We start from the raw sequence: 22708 nt of genomic DNA on the forward strand, positions 1-22708 counted from the left end.
GGAGAGATTCAATGAAAATTCGTGCCGCCGTTCTGCAAGCCATTGGTGCCGAGCGCCCTTATCAAGACACCAAACCGCTCGTCATTGAAGAACTGGAACTGGACCCGCCCGGCGATAATGAGGTGCTGGTGCAGATCAAAGCCGCCGGCCTGTGCCACTCCGACCTGTCGGTGATCGACGGTAACCGGCCGCGCCCGGTGCCCATGGCCCTGGGCCACGAAGCCGCGGGTATTGTGAAATCGGTCGGCAGCGGAGTCCGTGACCTGAAAGAAGGTGATCATGTGGTCGCCGTATTTGTACCCAGCTGTGGCCACTGCGCCCCCTGTGCGGAAGGCCGGCCGGCCCTGTGCGAGCCTGCAGCGAAAACCAATAACGCCGGCACACTGGTCAGCGGCGAACACCGCCTGCACCGGGCGGATGGCACCGCCATCAATCACCATCTGGGGGTTTCCGCCTTTGCCGATCATGCAGTGGTATCGCGGGACTCCCTGGTCAAGGTCGATCCAGCGCTACCCCTGCATCACGCTGCACTGTTCGGTTGTGCGGTACTGACCGGCGTCGGTGCCGCCATCAACTCCGCGAACATCAAGGCGGGGCAGGCCGTGGCCGTCATTGGTCTCGGAGGGGTCGGCCTCAACAGCGTACTGGGCGCCCTGGTAGCCGGAGCCGGCGAGGTGATTGCGATTGACCTGGACGAAGACAAGCTCGCGCTGGCGAAGGAACTGGGGGCGACCCACACCTTCAACTCCGGTGAAGATGGTTGCGTGGACAAGATCAAGACCCTGACCAGCGGCGGCGTGGACTGCGCGATTGAAATGGCCGGCTCCGAAAAAGCGTTGGAATTCGCCTACCAGATCACCCGCCGCGGTGGCACCACCGTCACCGGCGGTCTGGCCCATCCGGAAAAGAAAGTCGCCATCCAGCAAGTCAGCCTGGTTGCCGAGGAACGGACCCTCAAAGGCAGCTATGTCGGTAGTTGCGTTCCCGTACGTGATGTCGCCCGCTACGTCACCCTGTTTCGTCAGGGCAAGCTGCCGGTGGACAAACTGCTCAGCGGCACGCTAACCCTGGACCAGATTAACGAGGGATTTGAAAAGCTGGCCTCGGGCAAGGCAGTCCGCCAGGTTGTCCTGTTTGATTAGTCGGAGCGGTCGGGCCCTGTTTCCCGGAACGATTTCCGGACCGGTTCTCTTTATGTGAGAACATTATGTCCTTACAGTTGAACAATCCGGCCTAACACAGATTCAGGAGCCCGACATTGGAACGAGAAGACTTCACCGTTTTTTATCCCGTCACCACGCGATGGATGGACAACGATGTGTATGGGCACATCAATAACGTCACCTACTATTCCTACTTCGACACGGCCATAAACCGGTATCTGATTGATGAGGGAGGCCTGGATATCCACAATGCCCCCGTCGTCGGATATATCGTCAGTTCAAACTGTCAGTTCCGAAAACCGGTAGCCTATCCTGAGGCCATCGAGTCAGGACTCCGCGTGGTAAAAATCGGCGGAAGCTCGGTGACTTACGAGGTTGGCGTTTTCAGGGAAGGCGATCCGGAAGCGGCCGCATTCGGTCAGGTTGTGCACGTGTTCGTGGACCGCAGGAAACATGCATCGGCCCCCATCCCCGGCGAAATCCGGGCGGCACTTGAGCGGATACTGGTGGACTGAAACATAAGCCCGCTCAAAATCCTTGCGAATCTTGGGCAAAGAGGCTTGAATCCTCAATGTACTAATTCAGGACTATCCTTATAAATGGATGCATTGGCTGAAGCCTTCCGACTGATTATCACACTGGACGCGGATTTATTTGAAATTCTCTGGCTGTCCATCCAGGTCAGCCTGAGTGCGCTGGTCGTATCCGCCGTCATTGGTTTGCCTCTGGGGACCTGGCTGGCGATCACCAGATTCCCGGGACGCAAATTCTGCATCCTTTTGCTGAACGCCCTGATGGGCATGCCCCCCGTGGTGGTGGGGCTGATTGTGTATTTGCTGCTGTCACGGTCCGGTCCGCTGGGTTGGCTGGGCCTGCTGTACACACCCTCTGCCATGATCATCGCGCAAGTGGTGCTGATCACCCCGATTATCGCGGCTCTTTCGAATCAGGTGATTGAGCACCTTCATCAGGAGTACAGGGATACATTCTACTCGATGGGTATCACCGGGCGCCGCGCGGTGGGGGCCTATCTGGTGGATGCCCGCTATGCGCTGACCACCTGCATTCTGGCGGGCTTCGGCCGGGCCATCGCCGAAGTAGGCGCCGTTATCATCGTCGGCGGCAATATTGATCACCTGACCCGTGTCATGACCACCGCCATCGCACTGGAAACCTCGAAGGGCAACCTGACCCTTGCCCTGGGCCTGGGTGCGGTGTTGCTGACTCTGTCATTGCTGGTCAACGCACTGGTGATCGGCGTCCGTGAATACGCTGCAAAGCGCCAATATGCCTAACCTGCTCCTGCCTATCATTATCAGTGACCTGCGCCTTATTAAAGGTGATCGTGCCGTGTTGCAGGGTGTAAACCTGCGGATTGATGAACCCGGCATCACGGTGATTATGGGCCCGAACGGCGCGGGAAAAACCATGCTCCTTCGCTGTTTGCATGGACTGATCACTCCGGATGAAGGATTGATTACTCTGGGCTCCCTGACGGTGGCCGCCAGTCGCGATGAACAGGCTATGGTCTTTCAGCACCCGGTACTGCTGCGCCGAACGGCGCTACAGAATCTGGCCTTTGCGGCCCCCAGGATCGCCAAGACCGCCCCCCGGCGTTTGATTCAGGCTCTGGAGTCTGTCAACTTGGCTGACCGGGCCGATCAACCGGCCCGGATGCTGTCCGGTGGAGAACAACAGCGACTGGCCCTGGCTCGGGCCCTGTTGAGTGAGCCTGCGTTATTGCTGTTGGATGAGGCGACGGCTAGCCTGGATCCGGCATCGGTGCTATTAATTGAATCGTTGGTCAAAGCCCAGAGCGCCCGGGGCACCAAGGTTATTCTGGTCAGTCATGACCAAAGTCAGGCTAGACGTTTAGCCGATGAAATCGTATTTATTTCCAATGGGCAGATAGCCGAGCAGAGCCCGGCTGGTCAGTTTTTTACCGCGCCCAAAACCCCGATGGCTAAAGCGTATTTAGCCGGCGAAATCCTGTTTTAGAGGACGGCTATGAAGCACCTGATCATCTGCGTTGCGTTGGCTTTCAGCGCTCACACTCTGGCGGATACCATCATCGTTCAGTCCACCACCTCAACCCAGAACAGTGGCCTATATGACTACCTGTTACCGCTATTGGAAAAGGACACCGGCATAAAGGTGAATGTCGTCGCCGTAGGCACGGGACAGGCGATCAAAAATGCCAGGCGCTGTGATGGCGATGTGCTTCTGGTTCACGCCAGGCCGGCCGAGGAAAAATTGGTTGCTGATGGCTATGGCGACTATCGCCGCGACCTGATGTACAACGACTTTGTCATCATTGGACCCAAAGCCGATCCGGCAAATCTGGCAGACGCCCGCGACGTCATTGACGCTCTGCAGAGAATCAAGCAAGCCGGCGCTAAATTTGCCTCACGCGGTGATGATTCGGGGACACACAAAAAAGAACGCTCATTGTGGCAGGCGGCCGCTATCGACCCTGACGCCGGATCCGGTCAATGGTACCTTGAAACCGGCAGCGGCATGGGCGCAACCCTGAATACCGGTGTGAGCCTGGGCGCCTATGTGTTAACGGACAGAGCCACCTGGATCGCCTTTGCCAACAAACAGGACGCCGCCATTCTATTCGAGGGAAACCCCGCCCTTTTCAACCAGTACGGTGTTATTCCCGTCAGTGCGAAAAAATGCCCGAACGTTAATCGAGAGGCGGCGGAGACCTTTGCACAGTGGTTGCTGTCTGACACCGGACAAGCCGCGATTGGTGCCTATCAGGTTGACGGCAAGCAGCTGTTTTTCCCGAACGCCGACTAGGCCAGCCAGATTCGAGCACGTGTATTTCCTGAGCGGACTAAAGCGATAATGACGAGTGCACCCCTTCTACCTAACCCGACCGACCCCCGGCTGTCCCGCACCGTCGAGGGCGTTGATGAAGCCGGCCAACCGAAGTCGATCAGCGTGATCGAAGAGCGTCCCCTGACCATCTATCTGAACAGCCAGGAGATCGTCACGGCAATGACTATCGGCGATCACCCGGAGTATCTGGCGCTCGGTTTTCTCCTGAACCAGGGTATGCTGAAAGAGACCGATCAGGTCACGAAGATTGATTTCGACGAAGAGCTGGAAGTCGCTGTGGTCCGTACCGCAGGTGTTACCGATGTAGAGACCAAGCTGAAAAAGAAAACCCGCACCTCCGGCTGTGCCGTGGGCACTGTGTTTGGTGATATGATGGCCGGGCTTGACGGGCTGTCATTGCCGGATACACCGGTGCACACCAGTACCTTTTACGATCTCTCGTATCAGATTAACCACACGCCCAGCCTGTATATGGAAACCGGTGCCATTCATGGCACTGCCCTGTGTCAGGGACGCCAGATCCTGGCCTACATGGAGGATGTCGGGCGTCACAATGCGGTCGACAAGATCGCAGGCTGGATGCACTTAAACGGCATCCCGGCGGCCGACAAAGTCCTATACACCACTGGCCGTCTGACCTCCGAAATGGTGATCAAGACGGCCCTGATGGGCATCCCGACCCTGATCAGCCGATCAGGCTTTACCGCCTGGGGTGTCGATATTGCCCGGCAGGTCGGGTTAACGCTGATCGGAAGGATGCGAGGCAGGAAATTCACCTGCCTCGGCGGCCAGCATCGCCTGGTGTTCGATCAGGATTTGTCGCAGGTTCCCGATGAAGACAAAAAGCTGCGGCGCAAAGGCGCGCAGCATGATTGACGGAGGCACAGCATGACTGAGTGTGCGGTCATTCTGGCCGGTGGCCAGGCAAACCGAATGGGCGGTGGTGACAAAGGACGATTGATGCTGGGCGATCAGTCATTGATCCATCGTGTCATCGACCGAATCACGCCGCAGGTCGACGCCGTGGTGTTAAACGCCAACGGGGATCTGAGCCGGTTTGATGATCTGGGTCTGCCGGTGGTGGCCGACTCGATTGGTGATTTTCCGGGCCCGCTGGCGGGTGTGCTCGCGGGCATGGATTGGGCTGCCGAACAGGGCCATGAGTGGCTGATCAGCGTCGCCGCGGATACCCCGTCGTTCCCTCTGGACCTGGCAGCACGATTGGCCGAATGCGATACCCCGGTGGTGCTGGCGGCCACGCCGGATCCGGAACGCGGCCGACTGCCCCAGCCAACCTTTGGCCGTTGGCAGGTCGCGTTGCGGCATAATCTGAGAGCCGCCCTGAACGACGGTGTCCGCAAGATTCGTCAGTGGACCCAGGCCCAGGGTGAGACGCTGGTGATTTTTGGTGAGGACGACTTTTTCAACATTAATACGCCGGAAGACCTGGCCTGGGCGGAGAAACACCTGAAGTGAACGTTATAGGCATCGTGGGCTGGAAAAACTGCGGAAAGACCACCCTGGCCGCCGCTCTGATTCGTGAGCTGTCCGGCAGGGGATTAACGGTTAACTCGATCAAGCATGCCCATCACACGGTGGATGTGGACCAGCCCGGCACCGACAGCTACCAACACCGTGATGCCGGGGCGCGAGAGGTCATCCTGGCGGGTGGACAGCGTTTCGCCATCATGCACGAGCTGCGGGGCGCCAGGGAGCCGACGCTGGATGAATTGCTGGCCCGGCTGGGCCCCTGCGATTGGGTCGTGGTCGAGGGGTTCAAGACCCATTCACACCCCAAAATTGAGGTGCACAGGCGGGAAAGCTCCCGTGCGCCCCTTCACCCGGAAGACGCCAGTATTATTGCCGTGGCGACGGACTATGCCTCGGAGTTTGCGGGCCCCTGCTTTGATTTGAACGATGTGCCCGGAATCGCTGACTTTATTCTGACCCCTGGAAAACCATGAACGGGAGAGCTATGAACCCGCTTCGTAACGACTGTTTTGCCCTGCCCCCCGGGGTGAACTGGACGCCGGTAGACGAGGCCCTGGAGCGGCTACGTTCACGCTTGCATCCTGTGGTGGGTGTGGATCGCGCTGTCCCGCTGTCACAGGTCAATGGCCGGATACTGGCGAGCGACGTCCATGCGCCTCGCGCTCACCCCCCGAGCAACAATTCGGCGGTCGATGGCTATGCGTTTGCGGGACCTCTAACTCAGGTGCCCTGCGCCCTGCCCCTGGTTGATGGCCGCAGTGCCGCCGGGGAGCCGTACATGGGGCATGTGCCCGGGGGCCATGCTATCCGGATTCTGACCGGTGCGGTGATTCCGGCCGGCACGGATACGGTGGTGCTGGAAGAGGACTGCGAGGTCACAGAGGGAAAGCTGCACCTGAACGGCACACTAAAAGCCGGCGCCAACACACGCAAAGCCGGAGAGGACATCAAGGCGCAGGATCGGATTCTTACCGCAGGTACCCGCCTGACGCCTACCCAGATTTCCGTCCTCGCCAGCGTCGGTGTCGAGTCGGTGGATGTGTATCAGCGGCTGCGCGTCGGTGTCCTGTCCACAGGTGATGAAGTGAAGCCGGTTGGTTCAGCGGTCACCGACTGGCAGATTTATGACGCGAACCGCCCGATGCTCAGTGCCCTGGTGGCGCAACTTGGCTATCAACTGGTGGACCTGGGCCATGCGCTGGACCGGGCCGAGGATGTGAAGGCTGCATTGGAGCGCGGTGCTGAGCAGTGCGACCTGATCCTGACCAGTGGCGGCGTTTCTGCCGGGGACGAGGATCATGTGTCGAAAACGCTGAAGGCCCATGGCGACATCAGCAACTGGCGCATCGCGATCAAGCCGGGCCGGCCCCTGGCGCTGGCCATGTTCCGGGGCACACCCGTGGTGGGCTTGCCGGGCAATCCGGTGGCGGCCTGGGTCTGCGCCCTGCGCTTTGGCGCGCCGGCAATGGCGCTGTTGGCCGGGGGTGAATGGTTTGAACCCCAGGGTTATGTCGTGCCCGCCAACTTTACCAAGAACAAGAAGCCCGGGCGCAGCGAGATGTTGCGCGCCCGGGTCCGCAACGGGCAGGTTGAGGTCTTCGGCTCTGAGGGATCGGGCCGGGTGACCGGTCTGGCCTGGTCCGAGGGCCTGGTGGAACTGGATGAGAGCGCCCGCCAGATAGAGCCGGGAACCCCTGTGCGGTTTATTCCCTACGGCAGCTTCGGGTTGTGATTACTCGTAGCTGCCGTGGACGGCAAAGGCTTCCAACGAAGCATCCTGCGGCACCCGGCTCTGGTAGGTTTCCTCAACACCCAACTCGGTCAGCCGGCGGCTGACCATCAGCAGGGTGTTGTCCTCAAAATCCTCACACATGCTGCGCATCTGGTCGATTTCGTCGCAGGCGACAGGATAGGCGGCGTCGATATCCGGCGCACCGTACACCTCCACAAAGGTTTGAGCCAGGGTCTGACGCAGCCGCTCCAGTTCGGCCCCGGTAATGTCGCACACGCCCACAAAACTGGCGCGGCCACCGGATTCGATGCTGTACCAGCCGTTACTGAACGCCTGGCGAGCCTTCCCCTTCAGATCCGCTTCGGTCCAGTTGGAGAATTCAAATCCGCCCGAGATGGCCCATTCGCCGCTGGCGGCCGGCACTTCAAACACATTGTCATCGGAGATATCCAGTCGCAGGGTTCGGGCCAGTTTCATAGGTGCTCCGCGAATTCAATCAGACTCACTGTCTCGGTCATGACACCCTGACGCAACAGCATCCGGCCTTTTTCATCCAGGCCGACAAACACACCGGACCGGGGCTGGCTGATCGTCTCGCCCAGGGTGTCGCAGCGTGGCCGCCACTCGTTGTGTACGCGCGCGAATCCGCTGTCCATGAAGTAGGTCAGCCACAGCAGGGTATGTTTGGACCAGCTTTCCAGCAGCGCCATGGGGGTGATATCGACGCAACCTTCCTCATACAGACAGGTTTGATTCGGGTTTTCGCCCGGCTCGCCGCTCAAATGCATGAAGGGCACCTCAATGCCAATGACCAGCCAGTCAGGATGGGCTTTAGGATCCGACACATCCGCTGCAAAGCGAACGCCACCGCAGACCGCACCATTGACCTTGATCCGATCAGGCCATACAAAGTGAACGGGCACTTCGGGCGGGGCCAGCGCGCCCAGACTTTCGGCCAGGCCTATCTGGGCAACGTAAACGGCCTGAATAGCCTCTTCCAGAGGCGTTTCCGGCGCCAGCACCAGGGCCGCGCGCAAGGTATCAACCGCCTCGGAGTAAAAAATCGTGCCTGAATCAACCCCTGCGATGGCCCGGCTGACGGCCTTATCAAAGGGATCCGTGTGTTTGGGCAGCACTTCGCCGGTGAATAGCGGCGGGAATTGAGGTGACTCACTCATCGGATGGCCCGGGCGTAGACATCAGAGGCGACAAGTTCATCGGCGATGCGCTGGAAGGCCTTGGCCTGAGGGCTATCCGGCTTTGACACCACAATCGGAACGCCGCCGTCCGAACCGACACGGATATCCAGATCGAGTGGGATTTCACCGAGGAAGGGCGCTCCGAGCTTTTGCGCCTCAGCCCGGGCGCCGCCGGACCCAAAGGGGTGGTGTTCTTTGCCGCAGCCATCACAGACAAAAGATGCCATATTTTCGATCAAGCCAAATAGCGGCACGTCCATCCGGTTGAACATGTCAATGCCTTTGCGCGCGTCCATCAGGGCGATGTCCTGAGGTGTCGAGACCACAACCGCGCCCGCCACAAAGAATTTCTGACTCAGGGTCATCTGGACGTCACCGGTGCCCGGGGGCAGATCCACCAGCAGCACGTCCAGTCGGCCCCAGTCCACCTGGTTCATCATCTGTTGCAGGGCGCCCATCAGCATGGGGCCACGCCAGACGATGGCTTCGTCATCCGGGACCATCAGGCCCAGAGACATCAGGGTCACGCCATGATTGCGCAGGGGCAGGATGGTCTGCCCGTCGGGGCTGGACGGGCGACCTGAAACACCCAGCATGCGGGGCTGACTGGGCCCGTAGACGTCGGCGTCCAACAGGCCCACCTTAAGACCTTTCGAGGCCAGCGCGACAGCCAGATTGGACGCCACTGTGGACTTTCCCACGCCGCCTTTGCCCGAGGCGATGGCGATGATGCGATCAATGCCCTTCGGGTTTCTGTCCTGTGGCCGGGGCGCGTCGGTACCGATCAGGTTTGGTCGCGCTGCGTCTACGTATTGAACCATGTTGTGTCCTGTTTAATGTTTAGCTGTCCAGGTAGTCGTCACTGGTGCGAACCCGGGGACGCTCGCCCCCCGCCATGGGCGCGTTTTCGCCGTGGAACTGGGCTTTGACCCGACAGTCGTCACACATCTTGATGAGCTGAACGTTGTCAGAGTTCTTGTACATCCAGTGCTGGTTTTCCAGTTTTTCAACGATTCGGTTAATGGTGCTCGCGACGCCAAACGGCGTGCCGCATTTGATGCATTCGAAGGGGTCCTCGCCATGCAATGTCCGGGCACTCAGGGCGTCCTTCGACAAGTCCAGCCGGGGTTTGAGAGTAATGGCCGTCTCAGGGCAGGTGCTTTTGCAGACGCCGCATTGAACGCAGGCGTTTTCCGTGAACTGAACCTCAGGCCGGTCCGGATGGTCGCCAAGGGCACCGGTGGGACACAGCGATACGCAGGCCAGACAAAGCGTGCATTTGTCGGAATTGATTTCGATCGCGCCGTAAGGTGCGCCCGCTGGCAGGGGGATCGGCGCTTCGAGCTTGTCCGCCATCGCGCCGACGGTCACCCGCGTGATGTCACGGCGGCCTCCGACCAGCAGTACCGGTTCGCTCACTCGCCCGGCGTTGTCGCCGGCGTCGCAGAGTTCGATGGCGGAAATAATCCGCACCCGGCTGGGGGAGTTATGAGTACCTTTGAGCATGGCCTGGGCCAGTTCAACTTCCGGAGCCACCGCCCGGCGGTCTATCTCGTTGTCGGCAAGGATCAACACTTCGGCGTAGCCCGCGCCCAACGCGGACATTATCTCGGCATGGCCGACCCGGTCTGTATTCTCCAGCCCCAGCGGAATCAGATCATCCGCCAGCCCATCGTCATATCGAGCCAGGTAGGCGATGGCATCACCACCCGTTTTCAACGTGTGAAAAACCAGACGCGGGGCTTCATTGGCATGTTCGCGATAAACCCTCGCCATGACATCCATGGCTTTGACCAGAGCCTCGAACGGGGTTTCGTTCATGGTCACCGCAGACGTGGGGCAGACCGCCGCACAGGACCCGCAACCAGCGCAAATATCCGAATCGATCTGGATGTGGTCCCCGGCGGAAAAAATAGCCTCGGAGCAGCAGGCGTCCAGGCAGCGGGTACAACCGGTCTTGTTTGCCCGGGAATGCGCACACAGCGATTCTTCCAACCTGAAATACACCGTTTTCTCGAACTCACCGACCCGCTCTCTCGCCGTCAGTGCTATACGCTCCAATTCCCCGGTTTTGACCGGATCAGCCCAGAAGTAGCCGTTGCGTTTTTGATGACTGGGAAACGCGGGACCAACACCGCGCAGGTCGATAAACACGTCGCACTCGCTCCGGGCGGTGGCCTTAACCTCGCCATAACCCAGTGCACCGCGACCGGCGGGATTCAGGGTCTGCAACTGGGCAAATTCCAGTTTGAAGTTGCCCAGCGCGCCATAAGCCCCCGTCAGTTGCCCCTTGGCCACGTCGTAGGCGGCGGAGGGTAGCTGTATCGGGCCTGCATCATTGACGATACAGGTGACGCCCAGCTCGTCCTGGACCAGCTCGGCCATTCTGATGGCCTGCTCGGTGGGGCCGACAATGCAGCACACACCGCTGGACTGAATGGTTTTCGCAGGCGCCATGGGAGCGGGCAGTTGGGCCGCGGCGATCAAGGCCGCCTGCTTGGCATGTAAACGCCCGGGCTTCGCGCTGGCGGCACTCCAGCCGGCGCGATCCCGAATGTCGATGGTACTGAACGGCGCGCAGTGCTGAATCCCAGCGTATACGTCCTCACCCAGGCGCTCGAATAAAGCGGCCTGCTGGCCACAGGCTATGAGCAATTCGTTACTGGCGCCCAGATGATCAGCGGCAGTCTTCATATCGTTGCCGCACAGTTGATCCACCGCGATCACCTGCCCAGCTGCCGCGGCCGTCCGCAGTGCCTCTGGATCAAAGGACTGTGTTTTGTCGCAGGTACATAACAGTAGGGTCTTGTGTGCCGTCATCAGGAATTCGACTCTTTTCGTTGTTGTTATGCGTATACGTATCGGTTCGCTTTTTGAGCATGCCACAGCTATTTACTTTTGGACAATTGGATAATCGTTCGGGCCCTGCTAGTTTTAAGCTATAACAGAAGAGACATGCCATGAGTAGTCGTACAGATCATTGGAAACGCGAATTACAAGTCGGTGCCGTCGTTCGCCGGTCACCCGGCGTAACCCGGTGGGCGCGGGACATCTGGAAGCCAGTAGCCCTTATACCGGGGGCTCCGGAGGCATTCTGGAAAGAGCTGGTCCGCAAGGGCGAGGTGGTCGATTACCACGCAGGCACCGTGGCAATGGAATTATTTCGCGCCGATGTAGAGGGTTACCTTGTATCCTTGAATATGATCGTTCCCTCCGTCTGGGTCATATTGGATAAGGACCAGTCCAATCGGTCTCCTTCAGGGTGGGTTGTCAGCACCATTACCGCCAGTGCCCATGAGGCGCTGGATGCCCTGGATAGTGGCGAGAGCATCGTCGAAGCGGTTCCGATTCCCGAGTCCCTGGCGGCCTGGATCAAAGAGTTTATCGACATGCACTATATCGAGGAGCCTTTCAAAAAGCGCCGTCGTGACGAGATCCGTGTCGATGGTATCGAGGACGCCAAAGGCGATCCGCGTATCCGTCAGCAAAGCGACGTTTATCGTGCCCCTTCCAACATTAAGAAACCAAGAGTTCAGTGATGACTGAGTCACGTCTACAGCGTTGGTCGCGCAGAAAAACCGAAGCCGGCAGAAAAGCTGAGCCCGCCCCCCCTTCGGCTGCCGGCTCCGGGCCGTCTCCCGAAGCAGAGGAACTCGCTCGTAATGAGGCCCTGCCGGAACACGAGGTGCTGGAGAAGTACGGTTTGCCTGATCCGGATACCATCGGGCTGGGTACCGACATCGCCGGATTCATGGGCAACGAGATTCCTGACTACTTGCGCCGTAAGGCCCTGCGAGCACTCTGGAAATCCAACCCCGTGCTGGCGGTGCTGGATGGCCTTAATGACTATGACGAAGATTTCACTGACGCCGGAGCCGCGGTTAAAGGCGCAAAGACCCTATACAAGGTGGGCCAGGGCCTGATCGATAAAACCAAAAAGATTGATGAGCAACTCGAAAACCGGATCGAGGCGCACGCCGAAGACCCGGAACCGATTGAGTCTGAAGGGATCACGGAAGAATCGGAGCCCGGGATTGCGGTTGAGCTATTGCCCGATCCCGGCAGCCTCGAACGGGTAGTTGGCGAAGCTGAGCCGGAGCCCGAACCTGAACCGCGCTATCGCCCCCGGATGCGTTTTGAATAACCATGTTCGGGAGCAGGTTGCGCCAGAGCCCGATCAGCGCTATAAAGATTAATAGTGCAAAAATCAAACAATAATACTAAGGACTGAGACTTGGTCAACACTGCTGAAGTTCAGTGCCCTCGCTCGATCAGCGACGAAGATCGCGCGCGAGCCCAAATATACCAATTGCTGGGCGTCTTGCTGGGTGACCCACCTTCGAGAGAGCTGCTTCAGGGATTGGCATCCTTACAGGGTGACGGTACCACTCTGGGCTCCGCCTCTAAAAATCTGGCCGCTCTTGCCGAGCGCACCACGCCTTATGACGCCGAGCGGGAGTATAACAACCTGTTCGTTGGACTCGGCCGCGGCGAACTGCTGCCGTACGCCAGTTATTACCTGACCGGTTTTCTGAACGAGAAGCCCCTTGCGGACTTGCGTACTGATCTGATGGCCAGGGGCATCAAGGCCAGTGACGACGTTAAAGAGCCTGAGGATCATATAGGCACGCTGTGTGAAATCATGGCGGGCATCATCACCGGCGAGTTCGTGTGTGACAGTGATTTGTCTTCACAGAAAGCCTTTTTTGACGCGCACCTGGCAAAGTGGGCGGCGTTGTTTTTTACCGATTTAGAAGAAGCGCAATCCGCGATCTTCTACGCGCCTGTGGGCTCGCTGGGGCGGGCTTTCATGATCGTAGAGGCCGAGGCGTTTGCAATTCAGTAACCGGGATCACCCCGATCCCTTAACTCAGGTGGAGGTGTCCTGTGGATAACCCAAAGTGTGAAAACAGCCGTCGCGGTTTCTTGCGCATGACAGTCGCTGCCGTTCCAGCTGCCGTTGCCGTGGCGGTTGCACCGAACGCTGCGGCCGAGATCGTCAAAAAAGACGTCCCTAAAAGCCGCGGCCTCCGTGACACGGAGCACACACGCAAATATCTGGAATCGGCTCGCTTTTGAGGAAGCGTGAATCATTCAAGGTTGCGTGACGCTCTTGGATGATCACACCTCCGGGAAAACGAGAATAAAAAAAGAGAGAGGTATGTGACATGTTACGAAAGAAGACCAACGGGGTAGCGAAAGGCCCCCGTGCGGGATCTTTACTTTCATCCCTCGCTGCCAGCACGATGGACCGTCGTGGGTTTCTGACGGCCTCCGGTGTCGCAGTGGGTGGCCTGGCGGCGTTGTCGCTGACATCTACCCGCGTCAAGGCCGCGGCCCCGTCGACGGCGGGTGGCGAAGTCGTTCGCAAAAAGTCAGTGTGCCCGCACTGCGCGGTAGGCTGTACGGTCGAGGCTGAAGTCCAGAATGGCGTATGGACGGGCCAGGAACCTGGCTGGGACAGCCCCATTAACCTGGGTGCCCACTGCGCCAAGGGCGCATCGGTGCGCGAGAGTGCGCACAACGAGCGCCGCCTGAAGTACCCGATGAAAATGGTCGGCGGCCAGTGGCAGAAGATCTCCTGGGACCAGGCGATCAACGAAATCGGCGACAAGATGTTGCAAATCCGCGAAGAGAGCGGCCCCGATTCGGTCTATTGGCTAGGCAGTGCGAAGTTCAACAACGAACAGGCTTATCTGTACCGTAAATTTGCTGCCTACTGGGGTACCAACAACGTCGATCACCAGGCCCGGATCTGTCACTCAACCACGGTCGCCGGCGTAGCGAATACCTGGGGCTACGGTGCGATGACCAACTCGTTCAACGACATCCACAACTCCAAAGCGATCTTCATAATCGGGGGCAACCCCGCCGAAGCGCACCCGGTGTCGCTGCTGCATGTCCTGAAAGCCAAGGAAGAAAACAACGCGCCGCTCATCGTCTGCGATCCGCGTTTCACGCGCACCGCGGCCCATGCCGATGAGTTTGTTCGCCTCCGGCCGGGTACCGATGTCGCACTGATCTGGGGCATCCTGTGGCACATCTTTGAAAACGGCTGGGAAGACAAAGAATACATCCGCACCAGAGTGTGGGGAATGGACGACATCCGTGAAGAGGTGAAGCGCTGGAACCCGGCAGAGGTTGAGCGTGTAACCGGTGCGCCCGGAGGACAGCTTGAGCGCGTTGCGCGCACCCTGGTTAATAACCGCCCGGGCACTGTCATCTGGTGTATGGGTGGTACCCAGCACTCCAATGGCAACAACAACACCCGCGCGTACTGCATACTGCAGCTGGCGCTGGGGAACATCGGTGTTTCCGGTGGCGGTACCAACATCTTCCGCGGACACGACAACGTGCAGGGTGCCACTGATCTGGGTGTCCTGGCCGATACCCTGCCCGGTTACTACGGCCTGAGCGCTGGTGCCTGGGCCCACTGGGCACGGGTCTGGGAGGAGGACCTGGACTGGCTCAAGGGTCGGTTTGCCGTATGGGACAAAAACGGCAAGTCCAAAGCCATGATGAACGAGAAGGGGATTCCGGTGTCGCGCTGGATCGACGGTGTCCTGGAAGCCAAGGAAAACCTGGGGCAGCCCGATAACACCCGGGCCATGGTTCTGTGGGGCCACGCGCCCAACTCGCAGACCCGCATGCTTGAAATGAAAGACGCCATGGAAAAGCTGGACATGCTGGTCGTCGTGGACCCCTTCCCAACCGTTTCAGCGGTGCTGCATGATCGCAAGGAAGGCGCCTACCTGCTGCCAACGACCACCCAGTTCGAGACCTATGGTTCACTAACCGCTTCGAACCGGTCGCTTCAATGGCGCGAAAAGGTTGTCGAGCCACTGTTCGACTCGAAAGTCGATCACGAGATCATGAAGCTGTTTGCCGACAAGTTCGGTTTCACCGATCGCATGTTCCGCAATATTGCGATTGAAGGCGACGAACCGTTGATTGAGGACATCACTCGCGAATTCAACCGCGGTATGTGGACCATCGGCTACACCGGCCAATCGCCCGAACGCCTGAAGAAGCACATGCAGTACCAGCACCACTTCGACAAGACCAGCCTGCGTGCGATAGGTGGACCCTGTGATGGTGATTTCTACGGTCTGCCATGGCCATCCTGGGGCACGCCGGAAATGAACCATCCGGGAACAGCGAACCTGTACGATATGTCCCTGCCGGTGTCCCAGGGCGGTCTCACCTTCCGTGCCCGGTTTGGCGTCGAGCGCAACGGCGAGAGCCTGCTTGCTGACGGCGTTTACTCGAAAAACTCCGAGATCAAGGACGGGTACCCGGAGTTCACCATGCAGATGCTGATGGACCTGGGCTGGGATAAGGACCTGACGGCCGAAGAGCGTGCCACTATTGATGCGATTGCGGGTCCCGAGACCAACTGGAAGACCGATCTTTCAGGCGGAATCCAGCGTGTTGCCATCAAGCACGAGTGTGCCCCCTTTGGTAACGCCAAGGCGCGCACGGTGGTCTGGAACTTCCCGGACCCGGTGCCAATTCACCGTGAACCGCTCTACACCCCGCGTCGGGACCTGGTCAAGGACTACCCCACTTATGAGGATAAGCATTTCTGGCGCGTGCCGACCTTGTACGAGTCCATTCAGAAGAAGGACTTCAGCAAGGACTTCCCCATCATTCTGACCTCAGGCCGACTGGTTGAGTATGAAGGTGGTGGTGATGAATCCCGTTCAAACGCCTGGCTGGCGGAACTGCAGCAGGACATGTTCATCGAGGTGAATCCGCGCGACGCGAACAACCTGAACATTCGTGACGGCAAGGACGTCTGGGTTTCCGGCCCCGAAGGCGGGCGCATCCGGGTGAAGGCAATGGTCACCGAGCGCGTTGGCGAAGGCGTGGCCTTTATGCCCTTCCACTTTGGCGGACATCTGGAAGGCAAAGACCTGAGGGACAAGTACCCCAAAGGTGCCGACCCCATAGTCCTGGGCGAATCCACTAACACGATTCAGACATATGGGTATGACTCGGTCACGCAGATGCAAGAGACCAAGGCCACCCTGTGCGCGATTATGCCGGCATAACAAGAGGTGTAGATCATGGCACTTGAAGGAAAAGCACGCGCAAAATTCCTGGTCGATGCCGAACGCTGCATCGAATGTAATGCTTGCGTAACGGCCTGTAAGAATGAGAATGAAGTCCCCTGGGGTATCAACCGTCGACGCGTGGTGACCATCGGAGATGGTAAGCCTGGCGAACGTTCGATCTCGGTAGCTTGCATGCACTGTTCAGACGCGCCTTGTATGGCCGTTTGTCCTGTGGATGTCTTCTACCAGACCGAAGACGGTATTGTGTTGCACTCCAAGGATCTGTGTATTGGTTGTGGGTATTGTTTTTATGCCTGCCCCTTCGGTGCGCCTCAGTTCCCTCAGGCGGGCAACTTTGGCAGCCGGGGCAAGATGGACAAATGCACGTTCTGTGCAGGTGGCCCTGAAGAAGACAATTCCACAGCCGAGTTCACCAAGTACGGCCGCAACCGCATTGCCGAGGGCAAGTTGCCAATCTGTGCCGAAATGTGCTCGACCAAAGCGCTGCTGGCCGGTGATGGCAGCGAGGTGGCAGACATCTATCGCCAGCGTGTGGTGAGCCGTGGTTTCGGCTCGGGCGCCTGGGGATGGGGCACGGCCTACGGGAAGAAGGTCCTTTAAGCCCGCCTGGGTGTTCCGGGGCCCTCGGGCCCCGGATTCCTCAAGGCAACGAACTCTTCTTCTTGATTCTTTTGGGGTGCTCGCATGAAGCGTAAGTTGTTAGGTGCTGTCGTCCTTGCACTGGCGACACTGGTGTTTAATCCTGTCTGGGCGGAAGAGGCCCCCGCGGTTGATCGCACGTCTACCGGGGGTGCTCAAACCCTGGAAGACATCCTGGCTCGTCAAAAACAGTTGGAAATTGACGAGTCCTTTCGCTCGGAAAACCTGGGTAATCCTGCCAATGCGGCACCGATCAGTGGTCGACTCGGCACCCTGGGAGGGCGCTCGGATTCCGACATCTATCGTGCCATTCGATACAACAAGATTGACCCCAGTACCCAGGCCCGGGGGCCTGCCGCTGACGTCCTGATCCAGGACGGAGGCATACCCTGGTACGAGTTACGAGAGGGGCCGGTCATCACTTACGGTGGCAGTGCAATCCTGGCTATCATTGCGCTACTGGCAGTGTTCTATTTTGTGCGCGGAAGAATCAAAATTAAAGGCGGCCCTGCGGGCACCACGGTTGAACGATTCAAAGCCATCGAACGATTTGGTCACTGGCTGTTGGCGGGCTCGTTTGTCGCATTAGCGTTAACAGGGTTAATCACCTTGATGGGTCGCAGTTTCCTCATTCCGGTTATGGGGCCCGAGGCCTTTGCCACTCTGGCTGCCGGCTCCAAATGGCTTCACAACAACATTGCGTGGGCCTTTATGTTGGGGCTGGTGATGACCTTCTTCATGTGGGTGGCGCACAACATCCCCAACAAGCTCGATTGGCAGTGGCTCAAAGTGGGCGGCGGCATCTTCACCAACGCCCATCCGTCAGCGAGGAAGTTCAACGCCGGCCAGAAAATTGTTTTCTGGACCGTGATGTTGCTGGGTTTTTCTGTCTCGTTGTCGGGCCTGTCACTGTTGTTTCCGTTTGAAATTCCAATGTTTGCCAAGACGTTTGGCGTCGTGAACAGTGTTTTGGGAACGGATTTGCCGACAGTGCTGACGCCGCACGAAGAGATGCAGTATGCCAACATCTGGCACTCGATTGTGGCATTCGTGTTGATGGTGGCCATCATTGCGCACATCTATATCGGCTCGATCGGTATGGAAGGGGCATTCGATGCCATGGGTAACGGCAAGGTTGATCTGGAGTGGGCGCGCCAACACCACGATCTGTGGGTGGCCGAGGTCAAAGCCAAACAGGGCGAGGGAGGTTCATCATGAAGGTTATGATTTCCGCATTTATCGCCGCCCTGGTAATTGCCTCTCTCGCGCCACCAGTTCTGAACCAGTTCGGCTGGTCCTCCGCCGAGCAAAGCCGCAGTGAGAGCGTCCGCCTTGACTGATCAGTCAACGGTACACCAGATCGATGCCGTCGGCCTGGTGTGCCCGCTCCCTATCTTGCGTTTCAAAAAACGGACTCAGGGTTTGCCTAGCGGGACGCAGGTCGAGTTCCTGGCCGATGACCCCAGCGGCCGTCGGGATTTACAGGCCCTGTGCGAGATAACCGGTCACAGGATTGAATGGATTCGGGAGGAGGACGCGGGCGTCCTGCGTTATCGTATCTGTTTAGCATAATTGACGCTCGGGAAAGCTAGCAAGCCACCAAGAAGCGCCCCGCTGTGGTAATCAGCAATGCCGCTTACCAGCAAGGCCGCCCGGATGTGATCCTGATGGCCATCACCAGCCAGATACGTCAACCACTGGCTTTTAGCGACTATCTTTTAACAGACTGGCAGCAGGCCGGACTGCTCAAGCCCTCAGTACTTTGATTATTGAAGGTTATCCGAGCTTCAATTTTCTGGTCGGCGTCAGTCAGTGATAGAAACTGGCCTCATCCCGCAGTTGACACTTTCTGGGCGTGTCGCCTACAGTTCCGGGCAGTGCGGTTGCGATGACCTTCTAGAGGCCTTGGGGATGTGACTCATCCCTGTGGTTCGCTCGTATTGAGCAGGAAGACCCATCGGACCGGCAGGCCTTTCGGAATGCGCTGCAAGGTTCTGTGCTACGCCGTAATCACCCCATTCCGGGGAAAGTCAAATGTCTCAGCTTTGCCACTCCGTGGTTATTGCCACGTCTTGCCGCTTCGAACTCCTCAAGCGCGCCCTCCGCTCCATAAAAATCCAATGCCTGCGGCCTCAGCACATCGTCGTAGTCGTCGATCAGAAAGAAGCAGAATTAGATTCAATTCGTCGCCTTGGGAGGCAACTAGAACTGCCAGTGGAAGTCCTTGCGAACCGGCGTACGCCGGGTGCAAGTGGCGCCTGGAACACAGGCCTGGATCACCTCGCCCGTTTCGTGTCGGATCCAACCTCCCACATCGTATCCATCCTCGACGATGACGATTGGTGGGACGGCAATTATCTCGCCTCGGTACATGATGTCGCACGATCCGGTGCAGATGTTATGGCCGCGGCTATAACTCGCTACGACACTGCTACGCCTGAAGGAAGAGTCTCCCTTCCTCCGGCACGCCTCCTCGCCAAAGACTTTCTGCGTGGCAACCCGGGTATTCAGGGCTCGAATTTATCGGCGCGTTTATCCACTCTCCTCCTGGCAGGACTCTTCGACGAGGCCCTTAGCAGTTGCACTGACCGGGATCTGTGCCTCCGCCTATCGGACCTTCAACCCGCATACCGAGCCATACCCAACGCTGTTGCGCACCACGACACCCTGCACGGTTACTCACGGCTATCGGACAAAGGTAGTGCTGCAAAACTCAAGGGTCTTGACGTCTTTCACGCCAAATGGCAGCGACGAATGAGCGCAGAGCAGTATGGAAAATCCTGTGCACGCGCACAGCGACTCTTTGGCTGGTCGCCGGCACCCGAACCTCAAGCACCAGAGCCCCTCCAATCGCCAACCCTTCCTGAAACCGAAGGGGCTTGCGAGCCACTAACACTCATCGTCGGGGTCATTGTTAGCGGCTCCCGGCCTGAACGTTGCTTTCCCCTGCTCGAAGGACTTCGGAGGCTCACGCAGCACCGGCAAGTCCGCGGTATCGAAATCGTCCTACTGGAAAATGGCGAGGCATCCGGGTTTGGCACCATCATTGAGCATGGTCGCGAACTCGGCCTCAACCTATGGCCGGTAGGAATGGACGCGCAACATGCAGCCGTGCCGGCGGTGCCTTTGCAGCCCGAAGACATCACTCGTAAAAAGCCGATCGCCATCGCCCGTACATTATTGCAGCGGTTCGTATTCGAGGTGTCGCATGCCCGCAACTACGCGCCTGCCTGGATTCTTGACGACGATTTCCGGCTACCCAATGACCTTGATGAACTGGTAGAGGCTATCTCCGCCTGCCGCAACAGTGGCATCCATGTGGCGTTGGGCGGCAACTCGGGCGCGGCTCCAGTGCCCGCTTCCTCTCTACTGCGAACTCAGCTGGTGGACATTACGCACTTTCTGCAATGGGCGAATTGCCATCATCCAGATATGGAGATGCCTGACGCCGACGCGGAAAATCATCGCTGGCTGAAAGACCATAACGACTACCACTATGACCTGACACGCAGTTCGACCGACCGCCTGGAAACACCTTTCCTGCCTCACTTCGAAGCAGACACGCTGGCAAGCGCGACAAGCGAGCTCCTGCGCCGCGCTGAGCGCATCATGGCCGGAGAAGCGGTCTCACGCCCGGTGCTCCCTCCTGCTGCCTGCCCGCCTCAACTGGCAAAAGATTCCTGCCTGCGCGGAGGGAATACGCTGGTTCTCGATTCCACGCTCTTGCGGGATATTCCCAACATGGCACCGCGCGTTAACGGCCGCCCGACCCGCCGCTCAGACATGATCTGGGCCGCCAGCGCAAGGTTCGTGTTCGGAAAGAGCGTGAAGGCCGTTTCCTTGCCCATGAACCATGATCGAAGCACGGAGCGGGCCGACGAAGATGACACGCAGCGATTGATTGACGATATCGTCGGCTACAGTTTCTTCCGCAGCTATGAAGAAGCTTTAGGCGCCCGCTCGGGCACCTGTGCCGCTCTTTTCACCAACGATGAGCGGAAGCAGATCGACCGCCGGACGCGCAAGTACGCGCTTGAGCGTTTGGCCGCTTATCGACTCAGCTTCTGGAGGGTCGCGGGATTAACGAAAGTGCTGTCGGGGTTGGCGAACGACGAGCCATGGTGGCTCAAACATGCTTCAGCCAACGATGATAGGGCATTCCGCAGATTCATCGAGCTCTTGCGGTTTACTAGCGACCCGGCCCACTTGAAGCGCGTCGAGACTGGCGTAGAAGAGTCGCTTGAGGTCGGCGATTTTAACGGCTTCTTAAATGACCTAGAGAACGTCAGCCCGAAAAATCTTCGCATGACACCTTCGGGACTGCAGTTGGTCGACATTGGAAAATCACTCGAGCTTGCGACGCCCGTTGGCCAGGAAATGATGATCCGACGGGCCTTTTTGTCCTGGCGCTTTGCGTACCGCAAAGACCTTGTTGAATTAATGCGGGCTTCGCTTAAATCTGAGCGACTGCCGGAGCTCACAGGCTGGCGGGCACTGCAAGAAGCCGTCCTAAGCGAGCCAGCAAAGACTCGTCTGGACCAGCACATTCACGGCCGGCTGGAAGCCTTCTCTTCCCAAAAGGTACTTGATTATGGATGCGGGAAGCCTAGAGAGGCCAGTCATTGGGCCAAGACTTGCCACCTGACGGTCTTTGATATTGATCCTGCGCTCCCCGGGAGGTGGCAGCGAGAGGCTCCAGATATCCCCTTCTGGACAACGCCACTATTAGAACAAGCAATTGAAGGGGAAGAATCGTTTGACCTGATCATCTGCTCGCTGGTGCTCTGCGCTGTCGACAACCAGGACATGATGGAGATTCTCCAGAACATTCGTCGTCTGACCGGCGAAGCGGGGCGCGTTGTTGTCGCTGTCTGCGACCCGGCGGCGCTTAAGGTCTCTCATGCTGTAGACCAAACCCGGCACGAAACCGAAGATCTTAACCCTTCCCTCTGTTCCAGCTATAAAAAAACGGTCACAGGATCATCGAGGAGCCGAACTGAATTTCACCGCCCTATCGAGGCTTACCGGCGCGCCTTTGCGCGCGCAGGTCTGGCGATCAGGGAAGAGACCGTCGTTAAGGGATTCGACGCAAAGCACCTTGAACGGGCTCCGGAGTTCATGGTGTTCGAACTGGGCACGTCATTGGACTGGGCAGGGGGCACATCATGCCCATTGCGCCAACGGACAGCCCGCAACCGCCATCCTCATGGCGTTCGACCAATGTCAGGGCGACTACATCCTTCATGCGGATGCTGACGTTCTTATCAGCAGGCCCGACCCTTGATGCGACCATGTTGCTCAAACCGTGCGTTTATTCGATGAAAACCCCGAAGCGGTTACCCTAAGCCTGGCCGTCAACGGCGATCACACCACCGTTGCTCGAAGCACAGATGCCCACGGCCGTCCGTATCGAACCGAGGCGATGGCCGGATGGATTGCCAAAAAACGACTCGGCCTACTAAGGCCTCTTCCAGCCACAGTTACAGGTAGCCGGCTCGACCTTCCATGGCACCGATTAGTTGATAAGTTGATCAGTCGTGGGCATGCAACTTCTCTGCG

Annotated in this window: 22 protein-coding genes and 1 pseudogene; 19 read left to right on the forward strand and 4 right to left on the reverse strand. The window is 58.5% G+C overall.

What is annotated here, in order from left to right; all coding sequences use genetic code 11:
* Positions 1 to 11 precede the first annotated feature (11 nt).
* From AC13C0_RS21090 to AC13C0_RS21130, 9 genes are all read left to right on the forward strand, one after another.
* Positions 12 to 1142, forward strand: a complete 1131-nt coding sequence (locus AC13C0_RS21090) for a zinc-dependent alcohol dehydrogenase family protein (RefSeq protein ID WP_117619298.1) — start codon at positions 12 to 14, stop codon at positions 1140 to 1142.
* 164 nt (positions 1143 to 1306) lie between these two features.
* Positions 1307 to 1678 (forward strand): acyl-CoA thioesterase, encoded by a 372-nt coding sequence (locus AC13C0_RS21095; RefSeq protein WP_162893791.1) that lies wholly within the window; start codon positions 1307 to 1309, stop codon positions 1676 to 1678.
* An 84-nt stretch (positions 1679 to 1762) separates the two neighbouring features.
* Complete coding sequence (locus AC13C0_RS21100) at positions 1763 to 2458, forward strand: ABC transporter permease (RefSeq protein ID WP_117619296.1); 696 nt, start codon at positions 1763 to 1765, stop codon at positions 2456 to 2458.
* The gene (locus AC13C0_RS21105; RefSeq protein WP_205422213.1) at positions 2427 to 3161 is read left to right on the forward strand and encodes an ATP-binding cassette domain-containing protein; all 735 of its coding nucleotides are present in this window, start codon (positions 2427 to 2429) and stop codon (positions 3159 to 3161) included. Before AC13C0_RS21100 ends, AC13C0_RS21105 begins: the two co-directional genes overlap by 32 nt.
* A 9-nt stretch (positions 3162 to 3170) precedes the next feature.
* On the forward strand, positions 3171 to 3968 hold the full coding sequence (locus AC13C0_RS21110) for an ABC transporter substrate-binding protein (RefSeq protein WP_117619294.1): 798 nt from the start codon (positions 3171 to 3173) through the stop codon (positions 3966 to 3968).
* Positions 3969 to 4016: 48 nt separating this feature from the next.
* Positions 4017 to 4886, forward strand: a complete 870-nt coding sequence (locus AC13C0_RS21115; RefSeq protein ID WP_117619293.1) for a formate dehydrogenase accessory sulfurtransferase FdhD — start codon at positions 4017 to 4019, stop codon at positions 4884 to 4886.
* A gap of 12 nt (positions 4887 to 4898) precedes the next feature.
* Positions 4899 to 5486 carry a molybdenum cofactor guanylyltransferase MobA gene (gene mobA, locus AC13C0_RS21120; protein ID WP_117619292.1) on the forward strand — a complete coding sequence of 196 codons (588 nt, stop codon included), beginning with the start codon at positions 4899 to 4901 and terminating at the stop codon, positions 5484 to 5486.
* Entirely contained in the window at positions 5483 to 5974 is a 492-nt protein-coding gene (gene mobB / locus AC13C0_RS21125) for a molybdopterin-guanine dinucleotide biosynthesis protein B (protein ID WP_117619291.1), read from the forward strand. Before mobA ends, mobB begins: the two co-directional genes overlap by 4 nt.
* Before the next feature lie 11 nt (positions 5975 to 5985).
* Entirely contained in the window at positions 5986 to 7233 is a 1248-nt protein-coding gene (locus AC13C0_RS21130; protein ID WP_117619290.1) for a molybdopterin-binding protein, read from the forward strand.
* Here the strand turns inward: AC13C0_RS21130 and AC13C0_RS21135 are convergent, their stop codons facing one another.
* Genes AC13C0_RS21135 through AC13C0_RS21150 form a run of 4 tightly spaced genes read right to left on the reverse strand, consistent with a single transcriptional unit; the run spans position 7234 to position 11252 of the window.
* Positions 7234 to 7710, reverse strand: a complete 477-nt coding sequence (locus tag AC13C0_RS21135) for a DUF6505 family protein (RefSeq protein ID WP_117619289.1) — start codon at positions 7708 to 7710, stop codon at positions 7234 to 7236.
* On the reverse strand, positions 7707 to 8411 hold the full coding sequence (locus AC13C0_RS21140; RefSeq protein ID WP_117619288.1) for a biotin/lipoate--protein ligase family protein: 705 nt from the start codon (positions 8409 to 8411) through the stop codon (positions 7707 to 7709). Before AC13C0_RS21140 ends, AC13C0_RS21135 begins: the two co-directional genes overlap by 4 nt.
* A complete protein-coding gene (locus AC13C0_RS21145; RefSeq protein ID WP_117619287.1) occupies positions 8408 to 9253 on the reverse strand; it encodes an Mrp/NBP35 family ATP-binding protein in 846 nt (281 codons plus the stop codon). The genes AC13C0_RS21140 and AC13C0_RS21145 overlap by 4 nt, the downstream gene beginning before the upstream one ends.
* 19 nt (positions 9254 to 9272) lie before the next feature.
* Positions 9273 to 11252 (reverse strand): 4Fe-4S binding protein, encoded by a 1980-nt coding sequence (locus AC13C0_RS21150; protein WP_482954935.1) that lies wholly within the window; start codon positions 11250 to 11252, stop codon positions 9273 to 9275.
* A gap of 140 nt (positions 11253 to 11392) precedes the next feature.
* On the opposite strand from AC13C0_RS21150, the gene AC13C0_RS21155 reads away from it, so the two are divergent.
* The 10 genes and pseudogenes from AC13C0_RS21155 (at position 11393) to AC13C0_RS21200 (ending at position 22405) form a co-directional block, all read left to right on the forward strand.
* The gene (locus AC13C0_RS21155) at positions 11393 to 11971 is read left to right on the forward strand and encodes a DUF3305 domain-containing protein (RefSeq protein ID WP_117619285.1); all 579 of its coding nucleotides are present in this window, start codon (positions 11393 to 11395) and stop codon (positions 11969 to 11971) included.
* The gene (locus AC13C0_RS21160) at positions 11971 to 12576 is read left to right on the forward strand and encodes a DUF3306 domain-containing protein (protein ID WP_117619284.1); all 606 of its coding nucleotides are present in this window, start codon (positions 11971 to 11973) and stop codon (positions 12574 to 12576) included. The genes AC13C0_RS21155 and AC13C0_RS21160 overlap by 1 nt, the downstream gene beginning before the upstream one ends.
* 90 nt (positions 12577 to 12666) lie before the next feature.
* Entirely contained in the window at positions 12667 to 13278 is a 612-nt protein-coding gene (locus AC13C0_RS21165) for a TorD/DmsD family molecular chaperone (protein WP_117619283.1), read from the forward strand.
* Between the two features lie 322 nt (positions 13279 to 13600).
* The gene (locus AC13C0_RS21170) at positions 13601 to 16486 is read left to right on the forward strand and encodes a formate dehydrogenase subunit alpha (RefSeq protein WP_117619281.1); all 2886 of its coding nucleotides are present in this window, start codon (positions 13601 to 13603) and stop codon (positions 16484 to 16486) included.
* Positions 16487 to 16501: 15 nt separating this feature from the next.
* Positions 16502 to 17110 carry a formate dehydrogenase FDH3 subunit beta gene (gene fdh3B / locus AC13C0_RS21175; protein WP_117619280.1) on the forward strand — a complete coding sequence of 203 codons (609 nt, stop codon included), beginning with the start codon at positions 16502 to 16504 and terminating at the stop codon, positions 17108 to 17110.
* 84 nt (positions 17111 to 17194) lie between these two features.
* Positions 17195 to 18367 (forward strand): formate dehydrogenase subunit gamma, encoded by a 1173-nt coding sequence (locus tag AC13C0_RS21180; protein WP_482954936.1) that lies wholly within the window; start codon positions 17195 to 17197, stop codon positions 18365 to 18367.
* Complete coding sequence (locus AC13C0_RS21185) at positions 18364 to 18489, forward strand: hypothetical protein (RefSeq protein ID WP_264756450.1); 126 nt, start codon at positions 18364 to 18366, stop codon at positions 18487 to 18489. Before AC13C0_RS21180 ends, AC13C0_RS21185 begins: the two co-directional genes overlap by 4 nt.
* The gene (locus AC13C0_RS21190; RefSeq protein ID WP_227539310.1) at positions 18467 to 18721 is read left to right on the forward strand and encodes a sulfurtransferase TusA family protein; all 255 of its coding nucleotides are present in this window, start codon (positions 18467 to 18469) and stop codon (positions 18719 to 18721) included. Before AC13C0_RS21185 ends, AC13C0_RS21190 begins: the two co-directional genes overlap by 23 nt.
* A gap of 38 nt (positions 18722 to 18759) precedes the next feature.
* Positions 18760 to 18915 (forward strand): annotated as a pseudogene (locus tag AC13C0_RS21195) (hypothetical protein); the annotation flags it as partial.
* Positions 18916 to 19183: 268 nt separating this feature from the next.
* Entirely contained in the window at positions 19184 to 22405 is a 3222-nt protein-coding gene (locus tag AC13C0_RS21200; RefSeq protein WP_117619277.1) for a methyltransferase domain-containing protein, read from the forward strand.
* The last annotated feature ends 303 nt before the right edge of the window (positions 22406 to 22708 follow it).

Source organism: Marinobacter sp. B-21 (genome assembly GCF_056857895.1).

What these genes read in the sequence shown, in the direction of transcription:
- AC13C0_RS21090 (WP_117619298.1), top strand. Translation starts at nt 12, where the DNA reads ATGAAAATTCGTGCCGCCGTTCTGCAAGCCATTGGTGCCGAGCGCCCT.
- AC13C0_RS21095 (WP_162893791.1), top strand. Translation starts at nt 1,307, where the DNA reads ATGGACAACGATGTGTATGGGCACATCAATAACGTCACCTACTATTCC.
- AC13C0_RS21100 (WP_117619296.1), top strand. Translation starts at nt 1,763, where the DNA reads ATGGATGCATTGGCTGAAGCCTTCCGACTGATTATCACACTGGACGCG.
- AC13C0_RS21110 (WP_117619294.1), top strand. Translation starts at nt 3,171, where the DNA reads ATGAAGCACCTGATCATCTGCGTTGCGTTGGCTTTCAGCGCTCACACT.
- AC13C0_RS21115 (WP_117619293.1), top strand. Translation starts at nt 4,017, where the DNA reads ATGACGAGTGCACCCCTTCTACCTAACCCGACCGACCCCCGGCTGTCC.
- mobA (WP_117619292.1), top strand. Translation starts at nt 4,899, where the DNA reads ATGACTGAGTGTGCGGTCATTCTGGCCGGTGGCCAGGCAAACCGAATG.
- AC13C0_RS21130 (WP_117619290.1), top strand. Translation starts at nt 5,986, where the DNA reads ATGAACCCGCTTCGTAACGACTGTTTTGCCCTGCCCCCCGGGGTGAAC.
- AC13C0_RS21135 (WP_117619289.1), bottom strand. Translation starts at nt 7,710, where the DNA reads ATGAAACTGGCCCGAACCCTGCGACTGGATATCTCCGATGACAATGTG.
- AC13C0_RS21140 (WP_117619288.1), bottom strand. Translation starts at nt 8,411, where the DNA reads ATGAGTGAGTCACCTCAATTCCCGCCGCTATTCACCGGCGAAGTGCTG.
- AC13C0_RS21145 (WP_117619287.1), bottom strand. Translation starts at nt 9,253, where the DNA reads ATGGTTCAATACGTAGACGCAGCGCGACCAAACCTGATCGGTACCGAC.
- AC13C0_RS21150 (WP_482954935.1), bottom strand. Translation starts at nt 11,252, where the DNA reads ATGACGGCACACAAGACCCTACTGTTATGTACCTGCGACAAAACACAG.
- AC13C0_RS21155 (WP_117619285.1), top strand. Translation starts at nt 11,393, where the DNA reads ATGAGTAGTCGTACAGATCATTGGAAACGCGAATTACAAGTCGGTGCC.
- AC13C0_RS21160 (WP_117619284.1), top strand. Translation starts at nt 11,971, where the DNA reads ATGACTGAGTCACGTCTACAGCGTTGGTCGCGCAGAAAAACCGAAGCC.
- AC13C0_RS21170 (WP_117619281.1), top strand. Translation starts at nt 13,601, where the DNA reads ATGTTACGAAAGAAGACCAACGGGGTAGCGAAAGGCCCCCGTGCGGGA.
- fdh3B (WP_117619280.1), top strand. Translation starts at nt 16,502, where the DNA reads ATGGCACTTGAAGGAAAAGCACGCGCAAAATTCCTGGTCGATGCCGAA.
- AC13C0_RS21180 (WP_482954936.1), top strand. Translation starts at nt 17,195, where the DNA reads ATGAAGCGTAAGTTGTTAGGTGCTGTCGTCCTTGCACTGGCGACACTG.
- AC13C0_RS21185 (WP_264756450.1), top strand. Translation starts at nt 18,364, where the DNA reads ATGAAGGTTATGATTTCCGCATTTATCGCCGCCCTGGTAATTGCCTCT.
- AC13C0_RS21200 (WP_117619277.1), top strand. Translation starts at nt 19,184, where the DNA reads ATGTCTCAGCTTTGCCACTCCGTGGTTATTGCCACGTCTTGCCGCTTC.